Source organism: Streptomyces sp. NPDC003032 (assembly GCF_053591415.1).
Genome location: NZ_JBSFTT010000030.1, coordinates 38,112 through 56,380, shown reverse-complemented (window position 1 = coordinate 56,380; position 18,269 = coordinate 38,112). Strand labels below are relative to the sequence as shown.

Annotated in this window: 16 protein-coding genes and 1 pseudogene; 9 read left to right on the top strand and 8 right to left on the bottom strand. The window is 71.4% G+C overall.

What is annotated here, in order from left to right; all coding sequences use genetic code 11:
• Positions 1-7: 7 nt before the first annotated feature.
• From ACWDZ7_RS32620 to ACWDZ7_RS32610, 3 genes are all read left to right on the top strand, one after another.
• On the top strand, positions 8-529 hold the full coding sequence (locus tag ACWDZ7_RS32620; RefSeq protein WP_451802015.1) for a hypothetical protein: 522 nt from the start codon (positions 8-10) through the stop codon (positions 527-529).
• A 150-nt stretch (positions 530-679) separates the two neighbouring features.
• Positions 680-1,834, top strand: a complete 1,155-nt coding sequence (locus ACWDZ7_RS32615; protein ID WP_451802014.1) for a polysaccharide pyruvyl transferase family protein — start codon at positions 680-682, stop codon at positions 1,832-1,834.
• Positions 1,822-3,231, top strand: a complete 1,410-nt coding sequence (locus ACWDZ7_RS32610) for an FAD-dependent oxidoreductase (protein WP_451802012.1) — start codon at positions 1,822-1,824, stop codon at positions 3,229-3,231. The genes ACWDZ7_RS32615 and ACWDZ7_RS32610 overlap by 13 nt, the downstream gene beginning before the upstream one ends.
• A 37-nt stretch (positions 3,232-3,268) precedes the next feature.
• Here ACWDZ7_RS32610 and ACWDZ7_RS32605 read toward each other — a convergent pair.
• The 3 genes and pseudogenes from ACWDZ7_RS32605 to ACWDZ7_RS32595 form a co-directional block, all read right to left on the bottom strand.
• Positions 3,269-3,853: pseudogene (locus ACWDZ7_RS32605) on the bottom strand (class F sortase); the annotation flags it as partial.
• A gap of 3 nt (positions 3,854-3,856) precedes the next feature.
• Complete coding sequence (locus ACWDZ7_RS32600; RefSeq protein WP_451802010.1) at positions 3,857-4,552, bottom strand: DUF4142 domain-containing protein; 696 nt, start codon at positions 4,550-4,552, stop codon at positions 3,857-3,859.
• A gap of 179 nt (positions 4,553-4,731) precedes the next feature.
• The gene (locus ACWDZ7_RS32595; protein ID WP_451802008.1) at positions 4,732-6,552 is read right to left on the bottom strand and encodes a hypothetical protein; all 1,821 of its coding nucleotides are present in this window, start codon (positions 6,550-6,552) and stop codon (positions 4,732-4,734) included.
• Between the two features lie 191 nt (positions 6,553-6,743).
• On the opposite strand from ACWDZ7_RS32595, the gene ACWDZ7_RS32590 reads away from it, so the two are divergent.
• From ACWDZ7_RS32590 to ACWDZ7_RS32580, 3 genes are read left to right on the top strand one after another with little or no spacing between them, the layout of a single operon-like run.
• The gene (locus ACWDZ7_RS32590) at positions 6,744-7,817 is read left to right on the top strand and encodes an NAD-dependent epimerase/dehydratase family protein (protein WP_451802006.1); all 1,074 of its coding nucleotides are present in this window, start codon (positions 6,744-6,746) and stop codon (positions 7,815-7,817) included.
• 49 nt (positions 7,818-7,866) lie between these two features.
• Positions 7,867-8,361, top strand: coding sequence for an NUDIX domain-containing protein (locus tag ACWDZ7_RS32585; RefSeq protein WP_451802004.1), 495 nt, complete (start codon positions 7,867-7,869; stop codon positions 8,359-8,361).
• Positions 8,358-9,329, top strand: a complete 972-nt coding sequence (locus ACWDZ7_RS32580; protein ID WP_451802002.1) for a mevalonate kinase family protein — start codon at positions 8,358-8,360, stop codon at positions 9,327-9,329. Before ACWDZ7_RS32585 ends, ACWDZ7_RS32580 begins: the two co-directional genes overlap by 4 nt.
• Positions 9,330-9,376: 47 nt before the next feature.
• Here the strand turns inward: ACWDZ7_RS32580 and ACWDZ7_RS32575 are convergent, their stop codons facing one another.
• The 4 genes from ACWDZ7_RS32575 to ACWDZ7_RS32560 all read right to left on the bottom strand — a co-directional run bounded on the left by ACWDZ7_RS32575 (position 9,377) and on the right by ACWDZ7_RS32560 (position 13,635).
• Positions 9,377-10,474: a radical SAM protein gene (locus tag ACWDZ7_RS32575; protein ID WP_451802000.1), complete on the bottom strand. Its 1,098-nt coding sequence runs from the start codon at positions 10,472-10,474 to the stop codon at positions 9,377-9,379.
• A gap of 65 nt (positions 10,475-10,539) precedes the next feature.
• Positions 10,540-11,376, bottom strand: a complete 837-nt coding sequence (locus tag ACWDZ7_RS32570; protein WP_451801998.1) for a carbohydrate ABC transporter permease — start codon at positions 11,374-11,376, stop codon at positions 10,540-10,542.
• Positions 11,373-12,365: a carbohydrate ABC transporter permease gene (locus tag ACWDZ7_RS32565; protein ID WP_451801996.1), complete on the bottom strand. Its 993-nt coding sequence runs from the start codon at positions 12,363-12,365 to the stop codon at positions 11,373-11,375. Before ACWDZ7_RS32565 ends, ACWDZ7_RS32570 begins: the two co-directional genes overlap by 4 nt.
• Positions 12,355-13,635 carry an extracellular solute-binding protein gene (locus tag ACWDZ7_RS32560; RefSeq protein ID WP_451801994.1) on the bottom strand — a complete coding sequence of 427 codons (1,281 nt, stop codon included), beginning with the start codon at positions 13,633-13,635 and terminating at the stop codon, positions 12,355-12,357. Before ACWDZ7_RS32560 ends, ACWDZ7_RS32565 begins: the two co-directional genes overlap by 11 nt.
• A 239-nt stretch (positions 13,636-13,874) precedes the next feature.
• On the opposite strand from ACWDZ7_RS32560, the gene ACWDZ7_RS32555 reads away from it, so the two are divergent.
• Together ACWDZ7_RS32555 and ACWDZ7_RS32550 are read left to right on the top strand one after the other, a co-directional pair.
• Complete coding sequence (locus tag ACWDZ7_RS32555) at positions 13,875-15,038, top strand: serine/threonine protein kinase (RefSeq protein ID WP_451801993.1); 1,164 nt, start codon at positions 13,875-13,877, stop codon at positions 15,036-15,038.
• Positions 15,039-15,043: 5 nt separating this feature from the next.
• Positions 15,044-15,781 carry an HAD family hydrolase gene (locus ACWDZ7_RS32550; RefSeq protein WP_451801991.1) on the top strand — a complete coding sequence of 246 codons (738 nt, stop codon included), beginning with the start codon at positions 15,044-15,046 and terminating at the stop codon, positions 15,779-15,781.
• On the opposite strand, the gene ACWDZ7_RS32545 is transcribed toward ACWDZ7_RS32550, so the two are convergent.
• On the bottom strand, positions 15,729-17,207 hold the full coding sequence (locus tag ACWDZ7_RS32545) for a N,N-dimethylformamidase beta subunit family domain-containing protein (RefSeq protein ID WP_451801989.1): 1,479 nt from the start codon (positions 17,205-17,207) through the stop codon (positions 15,729-15,731). The genes ACWDZ7_RS32550 and ACWDZ7_RS32545 overlap by 53 nt on opposite strands.
• Before the next feature lie 189 nt (positions 17,208-17,396).
• Here ACWDZ7_RS32545 and ACWDZ7_RS32540 point away from each other — a divergent pair, with 189 nt between their 5' ends.
• Positions 17,397-18,263, top strand: a complete 867-nt coding sequence (locus tag ACWDZ7_RS32540; RefSeq protein ID WP_451801988.1) for a class I SAM-dependent methyltransferase — start codon at positions 17,397-17,399, stop codon at positions 18,261-18,263.
• Positions 18,264-18,269: the final 6 nt, after the last annotated feature.

Below are 18,269 nucleotides of genomic sequence, written 5' to 3'. Positions count from 1 at the left end.
GTTCCCCTTGTCGCGTACCCGTTCTCGCACCCGGCTGCTCCGCGCCGGCGTGCTCACCGCCGCTTCCGCGGTGCTGGCAGGCACCGCCCTGACCTGCGCCGCCGAGGCGGCCCCCCGGCCCGAGCCCAAGGAAAGCTCCAAGGAGAGCGTGCAGGTGCTCGACTGGCTGGCGGTCAAGCAGTCGGACAGCAGGCCGGACCATCCGCACGTCGGCGTCGACTGGACCGTCCACTCCCACCTGTACACCAACCACCACGGACGGCCCGGAAAGAAGATCGGCGACGCCTCGGCCCAGTGCAGCGTGGTCGACGTGCGGCGCCACGGGTACGTCGCCATGTGCCAGCGGGTGCTGCGGACCGACAAGGGCGGCATCAGCCTGAGCGACACCATCGACCACGTCGGTCCCGCTCCGCACGGCGGGCTCTCGAAGGTCACCGGCGGCACGGGCAAGTACCGCGAGGCCGAGGGCCAGGCCGAGGTCACCACGCACGGCGACCTCACCCGGTTCCGCATCCTGCTCGACGACTGACCGTACGCCCGGTACGGGCGTGAGCGAATGCCCGGTCCGCCTGCTGGGGCGCCAGCAGGCCGGCCGGGCATTCCGCGCTCTGGAGAGGCGTAAATGTCACCTATCCGGTGAAATGGTCTAGAGCCCGCTGAATCACGCTAGGGGCCGATCATGGGTGACCGAAACTCTGTGACCGTAGGGGTGCTCGGATCCTACGGCGGGCGGAACGTGGGGGACGAGGCGATCCTCACCGCCATGCTCGACCGCATCCGCGCCGGGCGTCCGGACGTCGATGTCGTGCTCTTCTCGCGCACCCCCGAGTACAGCCGCGTCGCCCACCCGGACGTCGAGGTCGTCGGCTGGGAAGGCGTGTGCCGGGAGTGGATCTCCGAGCACCTGCGCCGCCTCAGCGTGCTCGTGCTCGGCGGCGGCGGAATCCTCTACGACACCGAGGCGCGCCGCTATCTGCGGCTGGCCAGGACCGCCCAGGACCTCGGCGTCCCGGTCTTCACCTACGCCGTGGGCGCCGGGCCGCTCACCGACGAGGCGGACTGCGCGTGGGTCCGTACGACGCTCTGCGACGCGGCCGAGGTCACGGTGCGCGACGAGGAGTCCAAGCTCGTGCTGGAGGAGGCCGGGCTCTCCCGGCCGGTCTCGGTCACCGCCGACCCGGCGCTGCTGCTCGAACCGGGAGGCGGCGGCGGAGAACTCCTGCGCGCCGAGGCGGTTCCCCCCGGAGTGCGTCTCGCGGGGATGAGCGTGCGGGAGCCCGGCCGTGCCGCCGAGCACCTCGACGAGGAGGGCTACCACCAGCTGCTCGCCAACGTGGGCGACTTCCTCGTACGCAGGCTGGACGCGCACGTCGTCTTCGTCCCGATGGAACGCGACGACATCCGGCACGCCCACGCGGTGGTCTCCCACATGGCGGACGCCGACCGCTGCACGGTGCTGCACGGGAACTACCGCCCGCAGCAGGTGCTCGACATCGTCGCGCGCCTTGACCTGGCCATCGGCATGAGGCTGCACTTCCTGATCTTCGCCGCGCTCGCCGACATCCCCCTGCTGCCCCTGCCCTACGCGGGCAAGGTCTTCGACTTCGCCCAGCAGGTCGGCGCGCCCGCCCTGCGCGGCGTGGTCAGGGAGAACACGGGCCAGCTCCTGGCGGAGGTCGACCGGCTGTGGGACGAGCGGCCCGCCCGCATGGCGCACATGTCCGCCCGGACGCAGACGCTGCGGCTGCGGGCCGCCCGGACCGCCGACCGGTTCCTCGCCTACCTCGACAGCACCGCACCCGGTCCCCTCAGGGAGGAACCGTGTCCCATCTGATGCCGCCCCGCGTTCCCCGGAGCGTGGAGCTTCCCCCGCGCCAGGCTCTGCACGCGGGTACCACCCAGGTGCTGGTGATCGGCGGTGGGCCGGCCGGTATCGGGGCGGCCATCGGGGCCGCGAACGCGGGCGCCGAGGTGGTCCTCGTGGAGCGGTACGGATTCCTCGGCGGCAACGCCACCGCGGCGCTCGTCATGCCCCTGATGAGCTTCCACAACGAGGTCAAACAGGCCGTCGCCGGTGACGCCGCACGCCTGCTGCCGCCCGACCACGGCGAGGGCGAACCGGTCGTCGGCGGCGTGCTGTGGACCCTGCTCGAACAACTGGTGCGCGCGGGAGCCGCGATCCGCCCCTCGCTCGAAACCGGCTACACGGTGCCCTTCGACGCGGAGCTGTTCAAGCTGGTCGTGTACGAGCTGCTGGAGACCCACGAGGTCCGCACGCTGCTGCACGCCTTCGCCTCCGGCGTCCTCACCCTGCCCGACCGCGCGCGGGCGGTGTTCGAGACGAAGTCGGGGCCGGTGGTCATGGACGCGGACGTGATCGTCGACTGCACCGGGGACGGCGACATCGCCGCGGCGGCCGGCGCCCCGTACGACATCGGCCGGCCGGAGGACGGCTGGACACAGCCCATGACCCTGATGTTCCGCATGGTGCGCTTCGACCACGAGGAGTTCACCGCTTACGCCCGCGCCAACCCCGACCAGTGGAAGGGCGTGCACGGGCTGTGGGACCTGGTGCGCGCCGCCACCGACGCCGGTGAACTGGACCTGCCGCGCGAGGACATCCTCTTCTTCGCCACGCCCAACACCGGCGAGATCGCGGTCAACTCCACCCGCGTCACCGAAGTGCTCGGCACCAGCGTCTGGGACCTCACCCGCGCCGAGTTCGCCGCCCACCGCCAGATGGCGCAGATCGGCCGCTTCCTGCGGGAGCGGGTACCGGGCTTCGCCGACTCCTACGTCGTGCAGAGCGGCGTCCAGGTCGGCGTCCGCGAGACGCGCCGGATCACCGGTGAGTACCTGCTGACGGGCGACGACGTGCTGACCGCCCGCAAGTTCGACGACGCCATCGCCCGCGGCGCGTACCCGGTGGACATCCACAACCCGAGCGGCCGCGGAACCACACTGAAGCGGCTCCCGCGCGGCGAGTCCTACGACATCCCTCTGCGCTGCCTCTTCCCCCGCGACGTGGACCGCGTCCTGGTGGCCGGCCGCTGCATCTCCGGCGACCACGTCGCCCACTCCTCGTACCGCGTCATGCCGATCTCGATGGCCACCGGCCAGGCGGCGGGCGTCTGCGCGGCGCTGGCCGCCGCCCAGGGCAGACGGCCCCGCGATGTCCCGGCGAGCGCGGTACAGCGTGAACTGCGCTCGCAGGGCGCCAGCCTGCACTGAGGACCGGCTTTCGGGTCCGGGCCACAGGCGTGGTGTACAGGACGAGATTGCGCTCGTACCGGCCGAGCGCCCTGTCGTAGGGCCCGGCGCAGGTGACCAGCGCCAGCCGGTGGGGGCCGTCGGCGGTGAAGAGATCAGCGGGGAGCCGTTCCTGACGGTACGTGCGCCGCGCCGTGACCCGGTACGCGCGCACCCGGTCGTCGGCCCCCGTCACGTCGATACGGGCGCCCAGCGGCATCCGGTGCAGAGCGGCGAAGGGCCCGAGTCCGTCCTCGCGGGTGTCGACGTGTCCGGCGATCAGCACGGTGCCGTTCGAGGAACCGGCGGCGGCCCCCAGCGCCCACCATCCGCCGGTACGCACGCCCTCCGGCAGGGCCAGGGCCCCGTCACCCGCGGCCGCGACCGGTACGACGGCGGCGTCGAGGCCCTTCGGCCCGTGGACGTGGGTCGGGGGCGAGGCGGCCGGCGTACTGGTGCCGGTGGCCGCGCTCTGTACGCCGGCGGGCAGTGGACCCGCGTCCTGCGGGCCCGTCCGCGGCGTGCCCGGGAGCAGCCACCCGACGGCCACCGCGCTCAGCCCGCATGCGGCCGTGAGCAAGGCGGCCGACCGGTGGCGTGCCATGGTTCAGCGCCGCTGCGCCGAGCGGTGACGGGTGCGCCAGGACCAGGCGGCCCCTCCGGCGGCGAGGAGGCCGCCGGCCACGCTGAGCACCCCGGCCGCGGCCAGGGAGCCCTCGCCGGCCAGGGCGACCTCGGCGGCGGCCAGGTGGCCTCCACCACCGGCCCGGACCGTTCCGGCGTTCTTGGCCGCGTGGCAGGTGCCGCCGCTGACCATGTCCAGGTGCATCGCCACGACCGGGCGGGCGGCGCGGGCGGCGGCCTTGACCTCGGCGTTCCTGCCCGCCTTTAGCTCCTGGTCGATCAGCGCGAGCGTCTTGCGGTGCGCGGCGTCCTGGGCGGTGAGCCACGCCGCGTCGTACGCCGGGCCGCCGGCTTTCGCCTGTACGGCGGCCAGCTCCTTCTTCTGCTGCGGGGAGGGGGAGCCCGGCAGCGTCACGTTCAGCTTGCCGGCGAGCGTCTTCAGGTCCGCGTCCAGCTTGGAGTGGTCCCGCACCAGGACACCGCCGGCGTGTTTCACGCACTCGGTGGTGGCGTTCCTCCCGGCGTCCTGTCCTGCCGCGATCTCCGCGAGATTGCCCTGATGGGCCCGTTTCGTGAACATCTCGTCCTGTGCGCCCACCCCGGCGGCGAACGCGTACGGCGCGGATATACCGGACAGCGCCACCGCCACGGCGGCGGCGGACAGCAGTCGTCTGCGCATCGGTACTGCTCCCTTCGAACCGGCCCAGGAACGCCCCGCACGCCGGCCGGTGATCGGAATACGGGCGCATGGACAGCGCCCAGACCTATGTCTTCCACGGCGGCTCCCGCCTTCCCGGCCACGGCGTGCCGTTCACCCGGACAGCCGACGCGCCGCCGTCACCGCCGGGCTCCCGCCCCTCAGTCCGGTACGAGTTGGGTTCCTTCGTAGGCCAACCACTGGGCGAAGCTGTGGAGTCCGCGGTGGAGGCCGGTCGTCGGTGCCCACCCGTCCGGTGGGGCCCCGTCGGCGGGCAGCGGCCGACGGGGCCCCACCGCACGGATGGGCACCGTCTCGATCCCCACGGGGCGGACCGCTCCGCACACCGCTTCCGCCATGTCGGCGACCGTGCACGGCTTCGGCCCGGCGAGGGTGAGCACGCGCCCGGCATGCGCGGCGGGGGGCGTGCGCAGGACCAGCGACACGGCTTCCGTGAGATCACCGACATGCAGCGGGTGCAGCGGGCTGTCCGGATCCTCGTCGACAACCACGGGGCGGCTGCGCAGCGCGTCCCACACCATGCGGCCGATCGGAGTGTCCCGGGAGCAGCCGGGGCCGTACACATCGCCCGGATGGAGGACGTACATGACGGGGCCGGCCGGCGGTGTGCCGTCGGGGCCGGTCCGGAGCCGGACGGTCAGGCGGGCGGCGGCGCCCCGCGGGCCCGGTTCGAGCCCCTTCAGGTCGACGACGGCGCCCCACCCGGGCTCGTCGAACGGGCGGACCGAGGCGACGGCCGTCACCGGGTGGCCGCGGTCCGCGAGCCCGCGTACGACGTGTTCGCCGAGGGGAGTCGCCGCTCCGAGCACCGCGACCCGGCCCGCCGGAGACGGCGTCCGGGACAGCACCCGAGACGGCACCTGGGGAGGCGTCCGGCGGCTCGTCCGCGGCGCCGAGACGCGTTCGGCTGCTTCCCGGCCCGCCTCCATGCCGTCCCGGGCGACATGAGAGAGCTCTTCCCTGCGTGCCGCGATCTGCTCCTCGGTCCGCGTGTGGCTGATGCCGCCCGGACCGATGGTCGCCAGCGCTTCGGCGAGGACCGCGGGGTCCGGTGAGACGCCCGGTCCGTGGGGGGCGGGCCGGTGTCCGTCCCGCCGGTCCACCCATCCCATGGTGAAGGCGGTGAGCCAGGTCCCTCGTACGCTGCTCGCCTCCGCGCCCGCGCCCGCCCGGCCGGGCGACGGACGGAGCAGGCCCGCCGGGACGCCCGCGCCTTCGAGGTAGCGCTCGCAGTCGAGGTGCAGCCAGCGACGCGGACCGGGGGCGGTGACACGGACGGCGCACTGCGCGACGCCGTGCTTGAAGAACGGGATCACGTTCACGCCGGTCAGCCGCAGGCCCTCCCTGCCGGGGCGGTCCGACGGCAGGAAGCACACGGACCGGCGCGGCCCCCGGAACGCGTTGCCGGAGATGCTGCCCCGGTCCTCGTGCTCGGCCAGGTTCGGCACCGAGACATAGCGGGGGACGCCCTGTCCACGCAGGTAGCGGTACATGAGGATGTCGTCGGGCCAGCCTCCGAGGCGGCTCCTGCCGTACTCCACGAACCCGTCGGCGACGCGACGCGGCAGGATGATGGCCACGCACGGGAAGTACTCGTTGACCGCTCCCACCCACCGGGCCCCCGCCATGGCTCCCAAGCGCACGGCGGCTCCATTGCGCGAGTCCCAGAGCGCGAACAGGGCGAGCGCCGCGTCGGGCATCTCCTCGATCGCCAGCCGGGCCCGCTCGAAGAGGGATTCGGACAGCACCATGTCGTCCTGAACGACCAGTTGGTGGGTGGCCCCCTCGTCGATGGCGGACCAGGCGGCCAGCGCCGTACGGAGCACGGAGGGCGTGCCTCCGGGGTCGGGGTCCATGACGACCCGGAGCGCCCCCGGCGGTGCCCCCGACGCCAGTCTCTCTGCGGCTTCACGTCGCTTCGGGTGGGTCATCACCACACCGCTCAACCGATAACGCGTCACGCGCCCTCCACGTGTCCCGGGGGTCCCCCGTGCCTGGGTGCCGCAGCCGGATCCGGACATTACGGCGAGGCCCCGGGCCCCGCAAGAGCGCCGAAAAGGCCCTCTGGTACCGGCCGTCGGGCGGCACGGATGCTGGCCGGACGCACCCCAGGACGCACCCGAGCACACACCGGACGCACGAGGGGATACCCATGACCACAGGGCTGGACGGAACGGCGGCCGCCGCCTCCGAGGCACCCGCAGCACCCCGGCTGGAGAAGCTGCGCGACGCGCGCGTGCTCGTCACCGGCGGCGGTGGCCTCGTCGGCAGCCGTCTCGTGTTCCTGCTGCACAGGGCGGGCGCCGAGGTGACCGTGCTGGACCGGATGGACGCCTACCCGCAACCCACTCACGAGATGTTCGCACTGGCCCGGCGCGGAACCCGGACGGTGATCGGCGACGTCTGCGACCCGGACGCGGTGCGCCGTCTGTGCCGGGCCGCGGACTACGTGGTGCACGCCGCCGCCTACGCCGATGTCGCCGCGTGCACCAAGCGGCCCGACATCGCCTTCCGCGCGAACGTGCAGGGCACCCAGGTGGTCCTGGAGCAGGCCGCCGCCTCCCGGGTCCGTCGACTGGTGCTCGTCTCGTCGGCGTCGGTGTACGGGGACGGCCCGCGCGACGCCCGGGGCCCGCAGGAGTTCCACGAGGACCAGCAGCTGTTCCCGCTGTCCGTGTACGCCAACTCCAAGCTGTGGGCCGAGCACCAGACGCGGCTGATGCTCGGCGGCTCGTCCGGGACCGAGTACGCGGTGGTGCGGTACTTCTCCGTCTACGGCGACCCGCAGGTCCCCAAGCCGGGCAGCCACTCGTGGATGGTGCCCTGGCTGGCCATGCACGCCCGGGCGGGACTGCCGATGCGGCTCAACGGGGGCGGCTCGCAGGTGCGGGACCTCGTCCATGTCGACGACGTCGCCGCGGCCACGGCCCTGGCCCTGGTCGAGGACCGGATGGCGGGACAGACCGTCAACGTGGGCACCGGCGTGCCGACATCCGTACGTGACGTGGCCCAGCTCATCGCCCCGCACTTCCCCGGTTCCCGGTGCGTCACCACCCCGCGGCCGAAGGGCGATCCGCTCGGCGGGTACGCCTCCACGGCGCGCTGCCGCGACCTGCTGGGCTGGCAGGCGCGCATCGGGGTGCGCGAGGGCGTGGAGCGGTACGTCCGGTGGCTGACCGCCACTCCGCACGTGGTCCCCGACTGGCTGACCGAGTCGGTCGCGTGACAGCCTCCTCGCTGACGAGTGGTCACGGCGACGCGAAAGGCGACACGCGATGAGCTATGTCGGTTCCTACATCTGGTCGTTGCGTCAACTGGTGGGCGGCAGACCACTGCTCGTACCCGGCGTCCAGGTCCTGCTCCTCGACGACGCCGGGCGGGTGCTGTTCCAGCAGCGCGCCGACTCCGGCGTGTGGGAACTGCCGGCGGGGGCGTGCGAGGAGGGCGGTGACTTCGCCGACGCGGCCGTGCGGGAACTCGCGGAGGAGACCGGTCTTGAAGTCGAACGGGCGGACCTGGTCGCCTTCGGTTCGATCTCCGACCCGAAGGTGCACACGCTCACCTATCCCAACGGGGACGTCACCCACTGCTTTGCCCTGTGCTTCATGGCCACGCGCTGGTCCGGTGAGCTGTCCCCGGGCGCGGACGAGGTGCGGCAGGCGGAGTTCCGCCTCCCGGGGGACGCTCCGCGGCCTCTGCACCCGCCGACCGCGGTGGCGTTGGACATGCTGGACGCGTTCCGCTCCACGGGAAGGTTCCAGGCCCGATGAGCGCGCAGCAGGCGGTGCGCGCCGTCGTGCCGTGCCGGGCCTGTCTGTCGGGCGAGGACCTGGACTGGCTGGGCGGCCGGGCGGTGAGTCTGGCACTGGACCTGACGACCACCGTGGAGGTTCGCCCGCCGGAGCAGCCGCCTTCGGACACGGGAGCCAAGAGCCCCCAGCCCGCCGGGAGTTGGCCGACGGAGGTGTGGGCGTTCCTGCGGGAGAGGCTGCCGGGGCTCGCCCCGCGGCCCCCGGCTGTCTCGGTGCGCAGCGACGCGCCCGCCGCGAGCGGCCTCTCGTCGTCCACCGCGCTGATCGTGGCGCTCTTCCGCGCCTTCGCCGACGCGTGCGGGCCGGACGTGCCCATATCGGTGCGCACCCTGACCCAGTGGGCGTACGAATTCGAGTTCGCGGTGTTCAACGGCGGCGGCATGGACCATCTCGCCGTCGTCGAAGGGGGCGCGCTGCTGCTGGAGGGCAGGGCGAGCGGGCTCCCGGCGATACGGGAGCGCATGGAGTTCCCGGAGGCCCTGGCCGTCGTCGTCGTGGACTCCGGCAGCCGCAAGGACACCGGAGGGCACATCCGCTCCGTGCGGGCGCAGCTCGCCGCCGGAGACGCGGATCTGGCCGCGTACCTGGCCCGCGCCGACGAGGCGTCGAAGGCGGTGTGGGAAGCGCTGGGAGCGGGCGACCACATCGCGGTCGGTGCCGCGATGAGCCGGGCACACGAGGCCATGCGCGACTTCCAGGGAATGTCGACGCCTCTGCTGGAGGAGCTGCGGGACCTGGCTCTGCGCTCCGCCGGTCTGCCGCTCAAGCTGAGCGGGGCCGGCGGAGGCGGCGCGCTGGTCGGCGTCTGCCCGGCGGCCGACCAGCCGGAGGTCGTCGAGGCGGTCCGCCGCGCGCTGCGCCCGGCCCACCCGCGGGCCCGGGTGATCCCCGCCCGCGCGGCGGCCGGGTCGGCCTCGGCCGGATGAACCCGCCTGGATGAACGCGCCTGGATGACCTACCTGGATGAACGCGCCTAGATGAACGGGTCGTAGTCGTCGGCGAGCAAGGGCCTGCCGCCGCCCTTCGCGATCTCCTCCAGTTCGAGGTTCGAGCGATGGCGTGCGCAGTGGAAGCGGCAGTCCCTGCTCGGGTCCACCATGCCGCGGTCGGAGTCCCGCCAGATGTCGGCCAGGTCGTCCGTCACGGCGTCGCCGATCCGGGCGAGCGGGTTGCCGCGGTGGTACGCGCACACATAGACGCCCGACGGTGTGACGAGGGTGCGTAATTCGGCCACGGGGCAGCGGTGGTAGTCCTTCGGCTGGACCGGGCCCACGTGGGTCCTGAGGGACGTCAGGGTGGAGGAGTTGACGAGCTGGAACGTTTCGCTCTCCAGCCCGGCGGCCTTCTCCAGCTGACGGTCGACGGAGTCGAGCAACTGCTGTGGCACATCGATGACGTGGTGGTCGTCGTCGAACATGGCCTTCGTCTCGAAGTAGTCGCATCCGATGCCGTGGGCCAGCTCCGCGGCCTGGAGCACCTCGTGGTGGTTGCTCACCGTGCTGCCGTCCTTCAGCTGCCGCGACATCACGAGGAAGGAGTAGCCGAGGGCGCCCCGCTTGGCATCGGCAAGGAGCCGCATGTTCGCGATCACCTTGTCGAAGACGCTGCCGCCCTTGCGGTCCGGGCGGAACACGCCGTACGTCTCACTGGTACCGGCGTCGACGGAGACGCGTACCCAGGCGGCGTACTCCGCCAGCTCCGCCAGGTTCTGCTTGATCATGGTGCCGTTCGTGACGACGCCGACAGCGAGCCCCGCCTCGCCCAGGATGCGCAGGACCCCGCGCGTGCCGCGGTGGGCCAGCGGTTCGCCGCCGCCGATGAGCACCACCGCCCGTACGGACATGGCCACGAGCTCCTCGGCGAGCGCGGCGAGCCTCTCGGGCGTGAAGCGGCCCTGGTTGAGCAGCTTGCCGCTGATGCACTCGGGGCAGGCCAGGTCGCAGAAGGTCGTCGGGTCGAGGTCCACGACAAGGGGGGCGGCGGAGGGGGCGCCGGACGCGACTTCCAGGATCCGTGGCCAGTCCCTGGGCTGGTACAGCTTCGACACCAGGTCAAGACGGTCTGACGGCATGGCGATCTCCTCATGGTCGTGGACGAGGGAATCGGTCGGCGTGGCCCGCGGCTCCCGTACCGCGGCTACCCCTTGACCGCGCCGCTGGCGAGTCCCGCGGCGATCTTGCGCTGGACGATCAGGAAGAAGACGACGACGGGGAGGGCGGTGAGCGTCGCACCGGCCATCAGTCCGCCGTAGTCGGTGCCGAAGCCGGTCTGGAAGGAGACCAGCCAGATGCTGAGGGTCTGCTTCTCCGTACTGGACAGCAGCACGTAGACCAGGACGTACTCGTTCCAGGCCTGGACCATGGCGTACACGGACGTGGCGACGAGACCCGGCCCGAGCAGCGGCAGGACGATCCGCCGGAAGGCACCGAACCGGCCGCACCCGTCGACCATCGCGGCCTCCTCCAGCTCCACGGGGATACCGGCGATGAACCCGCGCAGCATCCACACGGTGAACGGCAGCATGAAGACGAGGTACGTGAGGACCACCCCGCTCAGGGTGTCCGTCAGGCCGACCTCGTTGAGGAGCAGATAGAGCGGGATCACCAGGGCGGCGAGCGGGACCATCTGGATACCGAGGATCACCAGGACGAACGCCTTGCGTCCGGCGAAGCGGAACCGGGCGAGGGCGAACGCGGCCAGCGTGCCGATCAGGAGGGAGACGACGACGGTGCCCAGGCCGATGAGGGCGCTGGACCGGGCGTTGGCCCAGAAGGTCTCCGTCCCCATGGCCCGGGTGAAGTTCCCCAGGGTCAGCTCGCCGGGCCAGAAGCTCGGCGGGTACCGCAGGATCTCGGAGGCGGGCCGGAACGCCGTGAGGAGCATCCAGAAGACGGGGAATCCGGCCACGGCCGTCACCAGCAGCCCGAGCAGGTCGTATCCGCGCCGCGGACGACGGTTCAGCGGACGGCTCACTCGACTTCCCCCATCTTCAGCATCTGACGTAGGTACACGACGGACCCGGCGAGCAGGAGCACCACGGTGACCAGGGCGATCGCGGCCCCCGTGCTGTAGCGGTTGACGGCGAAGGACTCGATGAAGGAGTAGACGCCCAGCAGGTAGTACTCCCGCTCGGGCTGGCCGCCGCGCATCAGCCAGATCTGGCCGAACACGCCGAAGTCCCAGATGGCCATCAACGTCGTGACCATGACGAAGGCCGGTTTGATGACGGGGAAGGTGACGTGCCGGAACAGTTGCGTGGGCCGTGCGCCGTCGAGGAGCGCCGCCTCCTCCAGCTCCGGCGGAACCTGGGTGAGCGCGGCGTGGAGGGTGACCGCCGCGAAGGGTACGGCTCCCCAGACGACGACTCCGGTGATGACCGCGAATCCCTGCCAGGGGTCGGTGAACCAGTTGTGCTTGGTGAAGTCCACCAGGGGCAGCCGGCCGAGCAGCCAGTTGACGACTCCGTAGTCCGCGTCGAACAGCCAGCGGAAGACCGACGCGGCGACCATGACGGGCATGGCCCATACGGCGATCAGCACCGAGACCATGATCAGCCGCACCCACGTCGAGACCCTGCGCATCAGAAGTGCGGTGAACAGACCGAGCAGCATGGTGAGGACGACACAGACGACGGTGAAGAGCGCGGTGCGGGCCACGACGGTCCAGAAGAAGCTGTCGCCGAAGACCGTCCGGAACTGGTCGAACCCCACCCAGGGCGGGGCCGCGCCGCTGAACAGCTCCTTGCGCGTCATGTCCTGGAACGACAGCAGGACCATGTCGACCAGCGGATAGCCGAGCACGACGGCCAGGGAGAGCACGGTCGGGGCGATCAGCAGATAGGGCATCAGACGGTGGCGCCCGCCGGGTGCCCGCCGTCCGCGGTGTCCGGCCGGGCGCGCACCGCGGGGCTCCGGGGCCGGTGCCTGCCGGGCCGGCGGCGGCTTCGTCGCCTCAGTGCTCATTGATCACGGCGTCGATCCTGCGGTCCGCCTCCAGGGCGGCGGCCCGTACCGACTTCTTGCCGGTGGCGATGGTCTCCAGCATCTCCGGGAGGATGTTCGACTTCTCCACAGCGGTCCATCCGGGTGCCAGGGGCGTCACCCACCCCCGCTCGGCGGCCCGCGCGGCGGGGCCGTTGATGCCGCCGGACGCGACATCACGCAGCTGGACCGTGTTGTTGGGAAGCGTGTCGGCGGCGATCAGCCGGCGCTGTGAGGTGCGGTCGGTGAAGACGCGGATCCACTCCGCGGCCAGCTCCTGGTTCCCGGACTTCACCGGGACGGCCAGGGTCGACCCGCCGAGGAAGGGAGGCAGCAGCTTCCCGGACGGGCCGGGGAAGGGGAACGTGGCGAACCGGCCGCGCAGCGCCGGGTCCCCGCCGGAGCGGCTGTCGGCGGCGGCCCCGGCCTCCCAGGTGTTGCCGTAGAAGACGCCCACGCGCCCCTGTCCCACGACGGCCGGCTGGTCCCCGTTGTCCTTGGCGCGGTCGCCGACGTAATAGGTGTCGAGCAGCTTGTGCCAGGCGGTCAGTCCTTCGACGGACCGGGGCGAGGACAGGGCGCCCCGCCAGCGGCCGTCGCTCTCGACGGCCATCTCGCCGCCCGCGTCCTTCACGAACGCCATGGCCGCGTACCAGTACCGGCCGGGCATGTAGAAGGCGGAGAAGTTGCGGTCCTTCCCGTACTCCTTCTTCAGGTCGTCGAGGGCCGCGAGCAGCTCCGGGTAGGTGCGGGGCGCCCGGCTGACGCCGGCCCGCTTGAAGTAGTCGGTCCGGTAGATGCCCACGCGGGCGCCCGCGTAGTACGGCACGCAGTAGGTCTTGCCGTCCATCCGGCACGCGTCCGCCAGCGCGCCGAGCCACTGCCGTGACCGGTCGAACCGCTTCGGGTCGAGCGGGGCGAAGGCGCCGTTGACGATGTAGTTGGTGGTCTCGCTGTTGCCCATCTCCACCACGTCGGGGACGTCCCGGCCGGCGAGTACGGCGTCGAGCTTCTGGTTCTTGCTGGTCCACTGCTGGTACTGGACCTTCACCTCGGTTCCGGGGTGCTTCTCGGCGAAGCGGGCGTTGGCCGAGGCCACCAGCTCGGGCCAGCTCTCCCGGGCGTCGACCGTGAGCCACACCGTCAGCTCTCCCTCGCCACGCGCGTCCCGGCCACCGGACGTACACCCCGCCTGCGCGAGCAGCAGGAGACTGCCGAGCAACACGGGCCAGCGGAGCCGTCGCAGTGCCATGGTTTCCTCCGTGGCGGTCGTCGGGAGAGTCAGTAACTACCCGACCGGACGGGGCTTCTGCACGGTGCCACCCCGTTTCGGCTTGAAGACACCGGCAGCCCCCGGAGGGGCAGCCGCTTTGAGTCAGAGGGAGCGGCGTGTGACAAAGCGGCTCTTGACGGTGACGGTCCGCTGCCCCACGTTTGCTCCTGACGCTCATGCTCCCCATCCGCTCATGCCCCCCATCGAAGGGTGAGTACGTGACCGAGCAGAGGACGACTTCCACCGATTCCGGCACCCGGCCCTTACGGGTCAACTCCTGGAACGGCTGGGACCCGCTTCGGCATGTCATCGTCGGGCGGGCCGAAGGCACCGTGGTGCAGGCACCCGAGCACGCGGTACGACGCGACTACCCGGACGACGGTTTCCCCCTCGGCACGTACGGGCCCATGCCGCCGGACATGGTGGCCGAAGCCGACGAACAGCTCGACGACTTCGCCGCGCTGCTGGAACGGCGGGGCATCCGCGTGGACCGCCCGACGCCCGTCGACTTCACGCGGGCCGTGTCGACGCCCGAGTGGACGCACGACTCGATGTTCGGCTGCATGCCTCCCAGGGACCTCCTGCTGACCGTGGGCAACGAGGTCCTGGAAGCGACCATGTCGTACCGCAGCCGCTGGTTCGAGTACCTCTGCTACCGGCCGGTGCTGCAACGACTGTTCGACGGTGACGCGAGGATGCGCTGGGAGGCGGCGCCCAAACCGCGGCTGACGGACGCCTCCTACAAGCCCGGCTTCTGGGACACGTTCAACGAACTGACGACCGAGGAACAGCTCGCGCGAGTGCGCGACTACGACCTGGTGCTCACCGAGGCCGAGCCGCTGTTCGACGCCGCCGACGTGGCGCGCTTCGGCAAGGACCTGTTCGTCCAGCTGTCGTTCGTCACCAACCGCGGCGGGTACGACTGGCTCAGGCGGCACTTCCCCGACCACCGGGTGCACGCGGTGACCTCGACCAACACCCATCCGCTGCACATCGACTCCACCTGGGTGCCGCTGCGCCCCGGCCTCGTCCTGCACTGCGGTGAGCGGCTCGCCGACGCCGAACTGATGGAGTTCTTCAAGCTCAACGACTGGGAGGTCGTCGAAGCGGTCCAGCCGGCCAGCTGGGACCACCCGCCGAAGCTCTCCTTCTGCAGCCCCTGGCTGGCGGCGAACATGCTCAACCTCGACCACGACACCCTGTGCGTCGAGGAGAACGAGGTGCGCCTGGCCGACCAGCTCTCGTCGTACGGGTTCGAGATCGTCCCGGTGCCGTTCCGCGCGGTGGGCCCGTTCGGCGGCGGCCTGCACTGCTCGACGGTCGACATCGAGCGCGAGGGGACGCTGGAGGACTACTTCCCGCGCCGGTACGGACGGTTCTGAACGACGTGATCCGGGCAGTGATCTTCGACTTCTACGGCACTCTCGTGCGGATGGTCCCGCCGCTGCCGCCCAGCCACCGGGCGATTTTCGCCCGCAGAGGCCTGAGGGAGCAGGGCGAACGGTGGGGGGACCAGTGGGCGGTGGGGCCGCGCGAGGGCGAGGAGCACATGGCCCACTCCGTCAGCGAGGAGGCGTACACGGCCTGGGAGCGGGAGCGGCTCCGACGCAGGGCGCGCGCCTGCGGGGTGCCCGAGCGCGAACTGGCCGGGCTCGTCGCGGAGTTGGACCGGGCGATGAAGGACATCCGGCTCGCGCTCTTCGACGATGTGCCCGACGTGCTGGCCCAGCTCCGCGGCCGGGGATTGCTGGTCGCCGTCTGCTCCAACTGGTTCTGGGATCTCGACCGGTGCCTCGACGAGGTGGGCCTGGCCGGGCTGGTCGATGTGGCGGTCAGCTCGGCGCGGGCCGGGGCGCGCAAGCCGCACCCCCTGGCCTACCGGGCGGTGCTCGACCGCTGCGGCCTGCGGCCGGAGCAGGCCCTGTTCGTCGGTGACGTCTGGGGGCCCGATGTGGAGGGGCCCCTGGCCGCGGGCATGCGCGCCGTGCACCTGTGGCGGCCGGACCGCGCGGTGGAAGGCGTGGCGCCGCCCCTCCCGCCGGGGGCGGCGCGGATCACCGGCCTGCGGCATCTCACGGCTCCGCTGGTGACCGGTGCGTCAGCCGGTCCAGCAGGTTGCGGGTGACGCGCACGACGCCCGGGTCCTGTTCCCGGCCGCAGACGACGGGCCAGTCGGTGGTACCGGCGGTGAACACCGTGCCACCCGCGGTGTACAGGCCCATGGTGGCGGCGCGCGGACTCGTGATCGCGGGCTCGCGCACCGCGCCGTTCCAGTGCCCCCACTTGAAATGGTGGAAATCCTCGTGGACGGGGTCGAGGACATGGATACCGAGAATGAGGAAGGATTCCGGACTTCCGTCGATTCCTGTCGCCCACGCGATTCCGTCGCTGTCGTAGGCGAACGCGGCACCGTCGCACTCGTAACCGATGAGGGGAGTTCCGGCACCGAGCGCGTCGGGAATCCCCCCGTCGGAGCCGTCGCGCAGCCCGGTGCCCTCATAGATCCAGTGATCGGCGTGCTGCACGGTGTATCCGGCACGTGGCCGGTCTCCCGGCCATTCGCTGCTCGGCCACATTCCACCGTTGCGGAAGCTGACTCCGGTGAGTCCGTTCTCCGGATCTCCGACACCTTCGGGGCGGGGACGCCACCAAAGGTCGGTGGCGGGCAGATGGGGATACATGTCGCCCACATGGTGGTCGGTGTCCGATACGAAGGCGGTGTTTCCCTCGGTCGGATGGACACGCCACCAGCAGGTGTTGGCGCTCAGGAAGGCGACGTTTCCACGGTCGCGCACGAACTGTTCCACGTGGGCGCGCATCGCCGCGCTCCAGTATTCGTCATGCCCGACGCTGAGCAGTAGATCGTAGGGCGCCAGGAATTCGGGATCTTCGTGCAGGTCGAGGTCCGTGCAGTATTCGACGGCGTAGTCGTTGCGTTCGAGCCATGAGATGAAGGGGGCGTCCCAGTACGCGAGGTCGATGACGCCGCCCGGCCGGTGCAGGCTGACCTTGTGACCGCGCGGTGCGCCGTCGCCGCCCCGCTGGTACACCGGATTGTCGTACAGGCTGGCGGCCCGCTCCTCGCCCCGCCGGTCCGACCTGTTGTACGCGTGCCGGGTGAGAGTGGATTTCTTGTAGAGGATGCGTGCGCGCCGGCCCGGATGCCGTGGCCGGACCACGAAGAATTCCCGCTCGAACCCCTCGATGCTGTCGGAATCCAGACGAGGCGCGTACTCCGCGTACTCCTCTCCACCCGGCCCTCCCTCGATGAACTGGACGAGATAGATGCCCGTATTCCAATCGTCCGGGATGGGGAAGGAGACGGCGGGCCAGTCCCAGTCGACTGCGGGGGAAGCCCTCCCGGGATGCCCATCGGGGTGGACCGGAGGTGAATGAAGCGTTCCAGGCTTCCACGCCGATTCTCCGACGAAGTCCAGCTCCTTTCCGAGCCGGTAAAAACGCACCCGGAAAAGAGGGGCGTCCGTCGAGACGTGAAGGAACAGACAATCGCCTGCGGTGACGCTTTCGCGGCCGACATAGCCTTCTATCACACTGCCCCCTGGATCGCGTCGGCCCGTCATATTAGGCGGCCGCCGATGGTTCGACAACGACACGGCGCGAACCGGCCACTCCTGGGCCCGTTCTGGACACAAGACCCGGCCGGTCGACTCTGTTATCCACCGGTGGGGTAGTGCGGAGGCCGACGCAGAACCTTCCACTGATCAGTGAGGGGCAGCCGAATGAGCGGTGAATTCCGCGTACGGGAGCTGGTTCTGGGAATTGAGGGCCTGGCGCTGCTGCGCCACGCCATCGACGGGGACGAGAAGTTCCTGCGCGAGCGGGTCGAGGACATCCGCCGGTTCGCCGTCGGCGACGAGCCGCTGCCGGACGGCGGGGCGGCCGTCGGGGAACTGGACGCGGCGGACGGATACGCGGCCTGGTCCGCCGTCTACGACTCCCTCCCCAGCTCCTACATCGAGGTGGAGGAGCCGGTGGTGCACGCCCTCCTCGACCAGGGCCGGGCAGGCGGGGCGGGCGGGGCGCGCGGCACCGCGCTCGACGCCGCCTGCGGCACCGGCCGGCAGACGCTGGCCCTGACCTCGCGCGGCTACCGCACCATCGGCGTGGACCAGTCGCCGCAGATGCTGGAGAAGGCCCGCGGCCACGCGCCCGACGCCGAGTACCGCGTCGGGCATCTGGAGAACCTCCCCCTCGACGACGACTCCGTCGATCTCGCCGTGTGCTCGCTGGCGATGACGCACCTTCCGGACCTCTCCGCGGGTATCTCCGAACTGGCGCGCGTCGTCCGGCCGGGCGGGCGGATCGTCATCTCCGACATGCACCCCTTCGTCATCTCGCTCCAGGGGCAGTGTCTGTTCGTCCACGGCCCCGAGCGCCTGGCGTTCGTCCGCAACCACGTTCATCTGCCGAGCCGCTACCTGGCGGCCTTCAGGCGGTCCGGCCTGACCGTGCTCGGCTGTGAGGAGCCCCTCTTCAACGGACGGCTGGCCCCCGGCGGATACGAGGAGCACATCGCCGACGCGGCCCGCGCCGCCTGGGACGGCATCCCTTTGGTCATCGTCTGGGAAGCGGCCGTTCCGGCCTGAGAGGAG

Excerpts from the sequence above, each read along its gene's own strand:
- ACWDZ7_RS32575 (WP_451802000.1), bottom strand. The coding sequence starts at position 10,474 with ATGCCGTCAGACCGTCTTGACCTGGTGTCGAAGCTGTACCAGCCCAGG.
- ACWDZ7_RS32580 (WP_451802002.1), top strand. The coding sequence starts at position 8,358 with ATGAGCGCGCAGCAGGCGGTGCGCGCCGTCGTGCCGTGCCGGGCCTGT.
- ACWDZ7_RS32585 (WP_451802004.1), top strand. The coding sequence starts at position 7,867 with ATGAGCTATGTCGGTTCCTACATCTGGTCGTTGCGTCAACTGGTGGGC.
- ACWDZ7_RS32560 (WP_451801994.1), bottom strand. The coding sequence starts at position 13,635 with ATGGCACTGCGACGGCTCCGCTGGCCCGTGTTGCTCGGCAGTCTCCTG.
- ACWDZ7_RS32540 (WP_451801988.1), top strand. The coding sequence starts at position 17,397 with ATGAGCGGTGAATTCCGCGTACGGGAGCTGGTTCTGGGAATTGAGGGC.
- ACWDZ7_RS32565 (WP_451801996.1), bottom strand. The coding sequence starts at position 12,365 with ATGAGCACTGAGGCGACGAAGCCGCCGCCGGCCCGGCAGGCACCGGCC.
- ACWDZ7_RS32600 (WP_451802010.1), bottom strand. The coding sequence starts at position 4,552 with ATGCGCAGACGACTGCTGTCCGCCGCCGCCGTGGCGGTGGCGCTGTCC.
- ACWDZ7_RS32615 (WP_451802014.1), top strand. The coding sequence starts at position 680 with ATGGGTGACCGAAACTCTGTGACCGTAGGGGTGCTCGGATCCTACGGC.
- ACWDZ7_RS32590 (WP_451802006.1), top strand. The coding sequence starts at position 6,744 with ATGACCACAGGGCTGGACGGAACGGCGGCCGCCGCCTCCGAGGCACCC.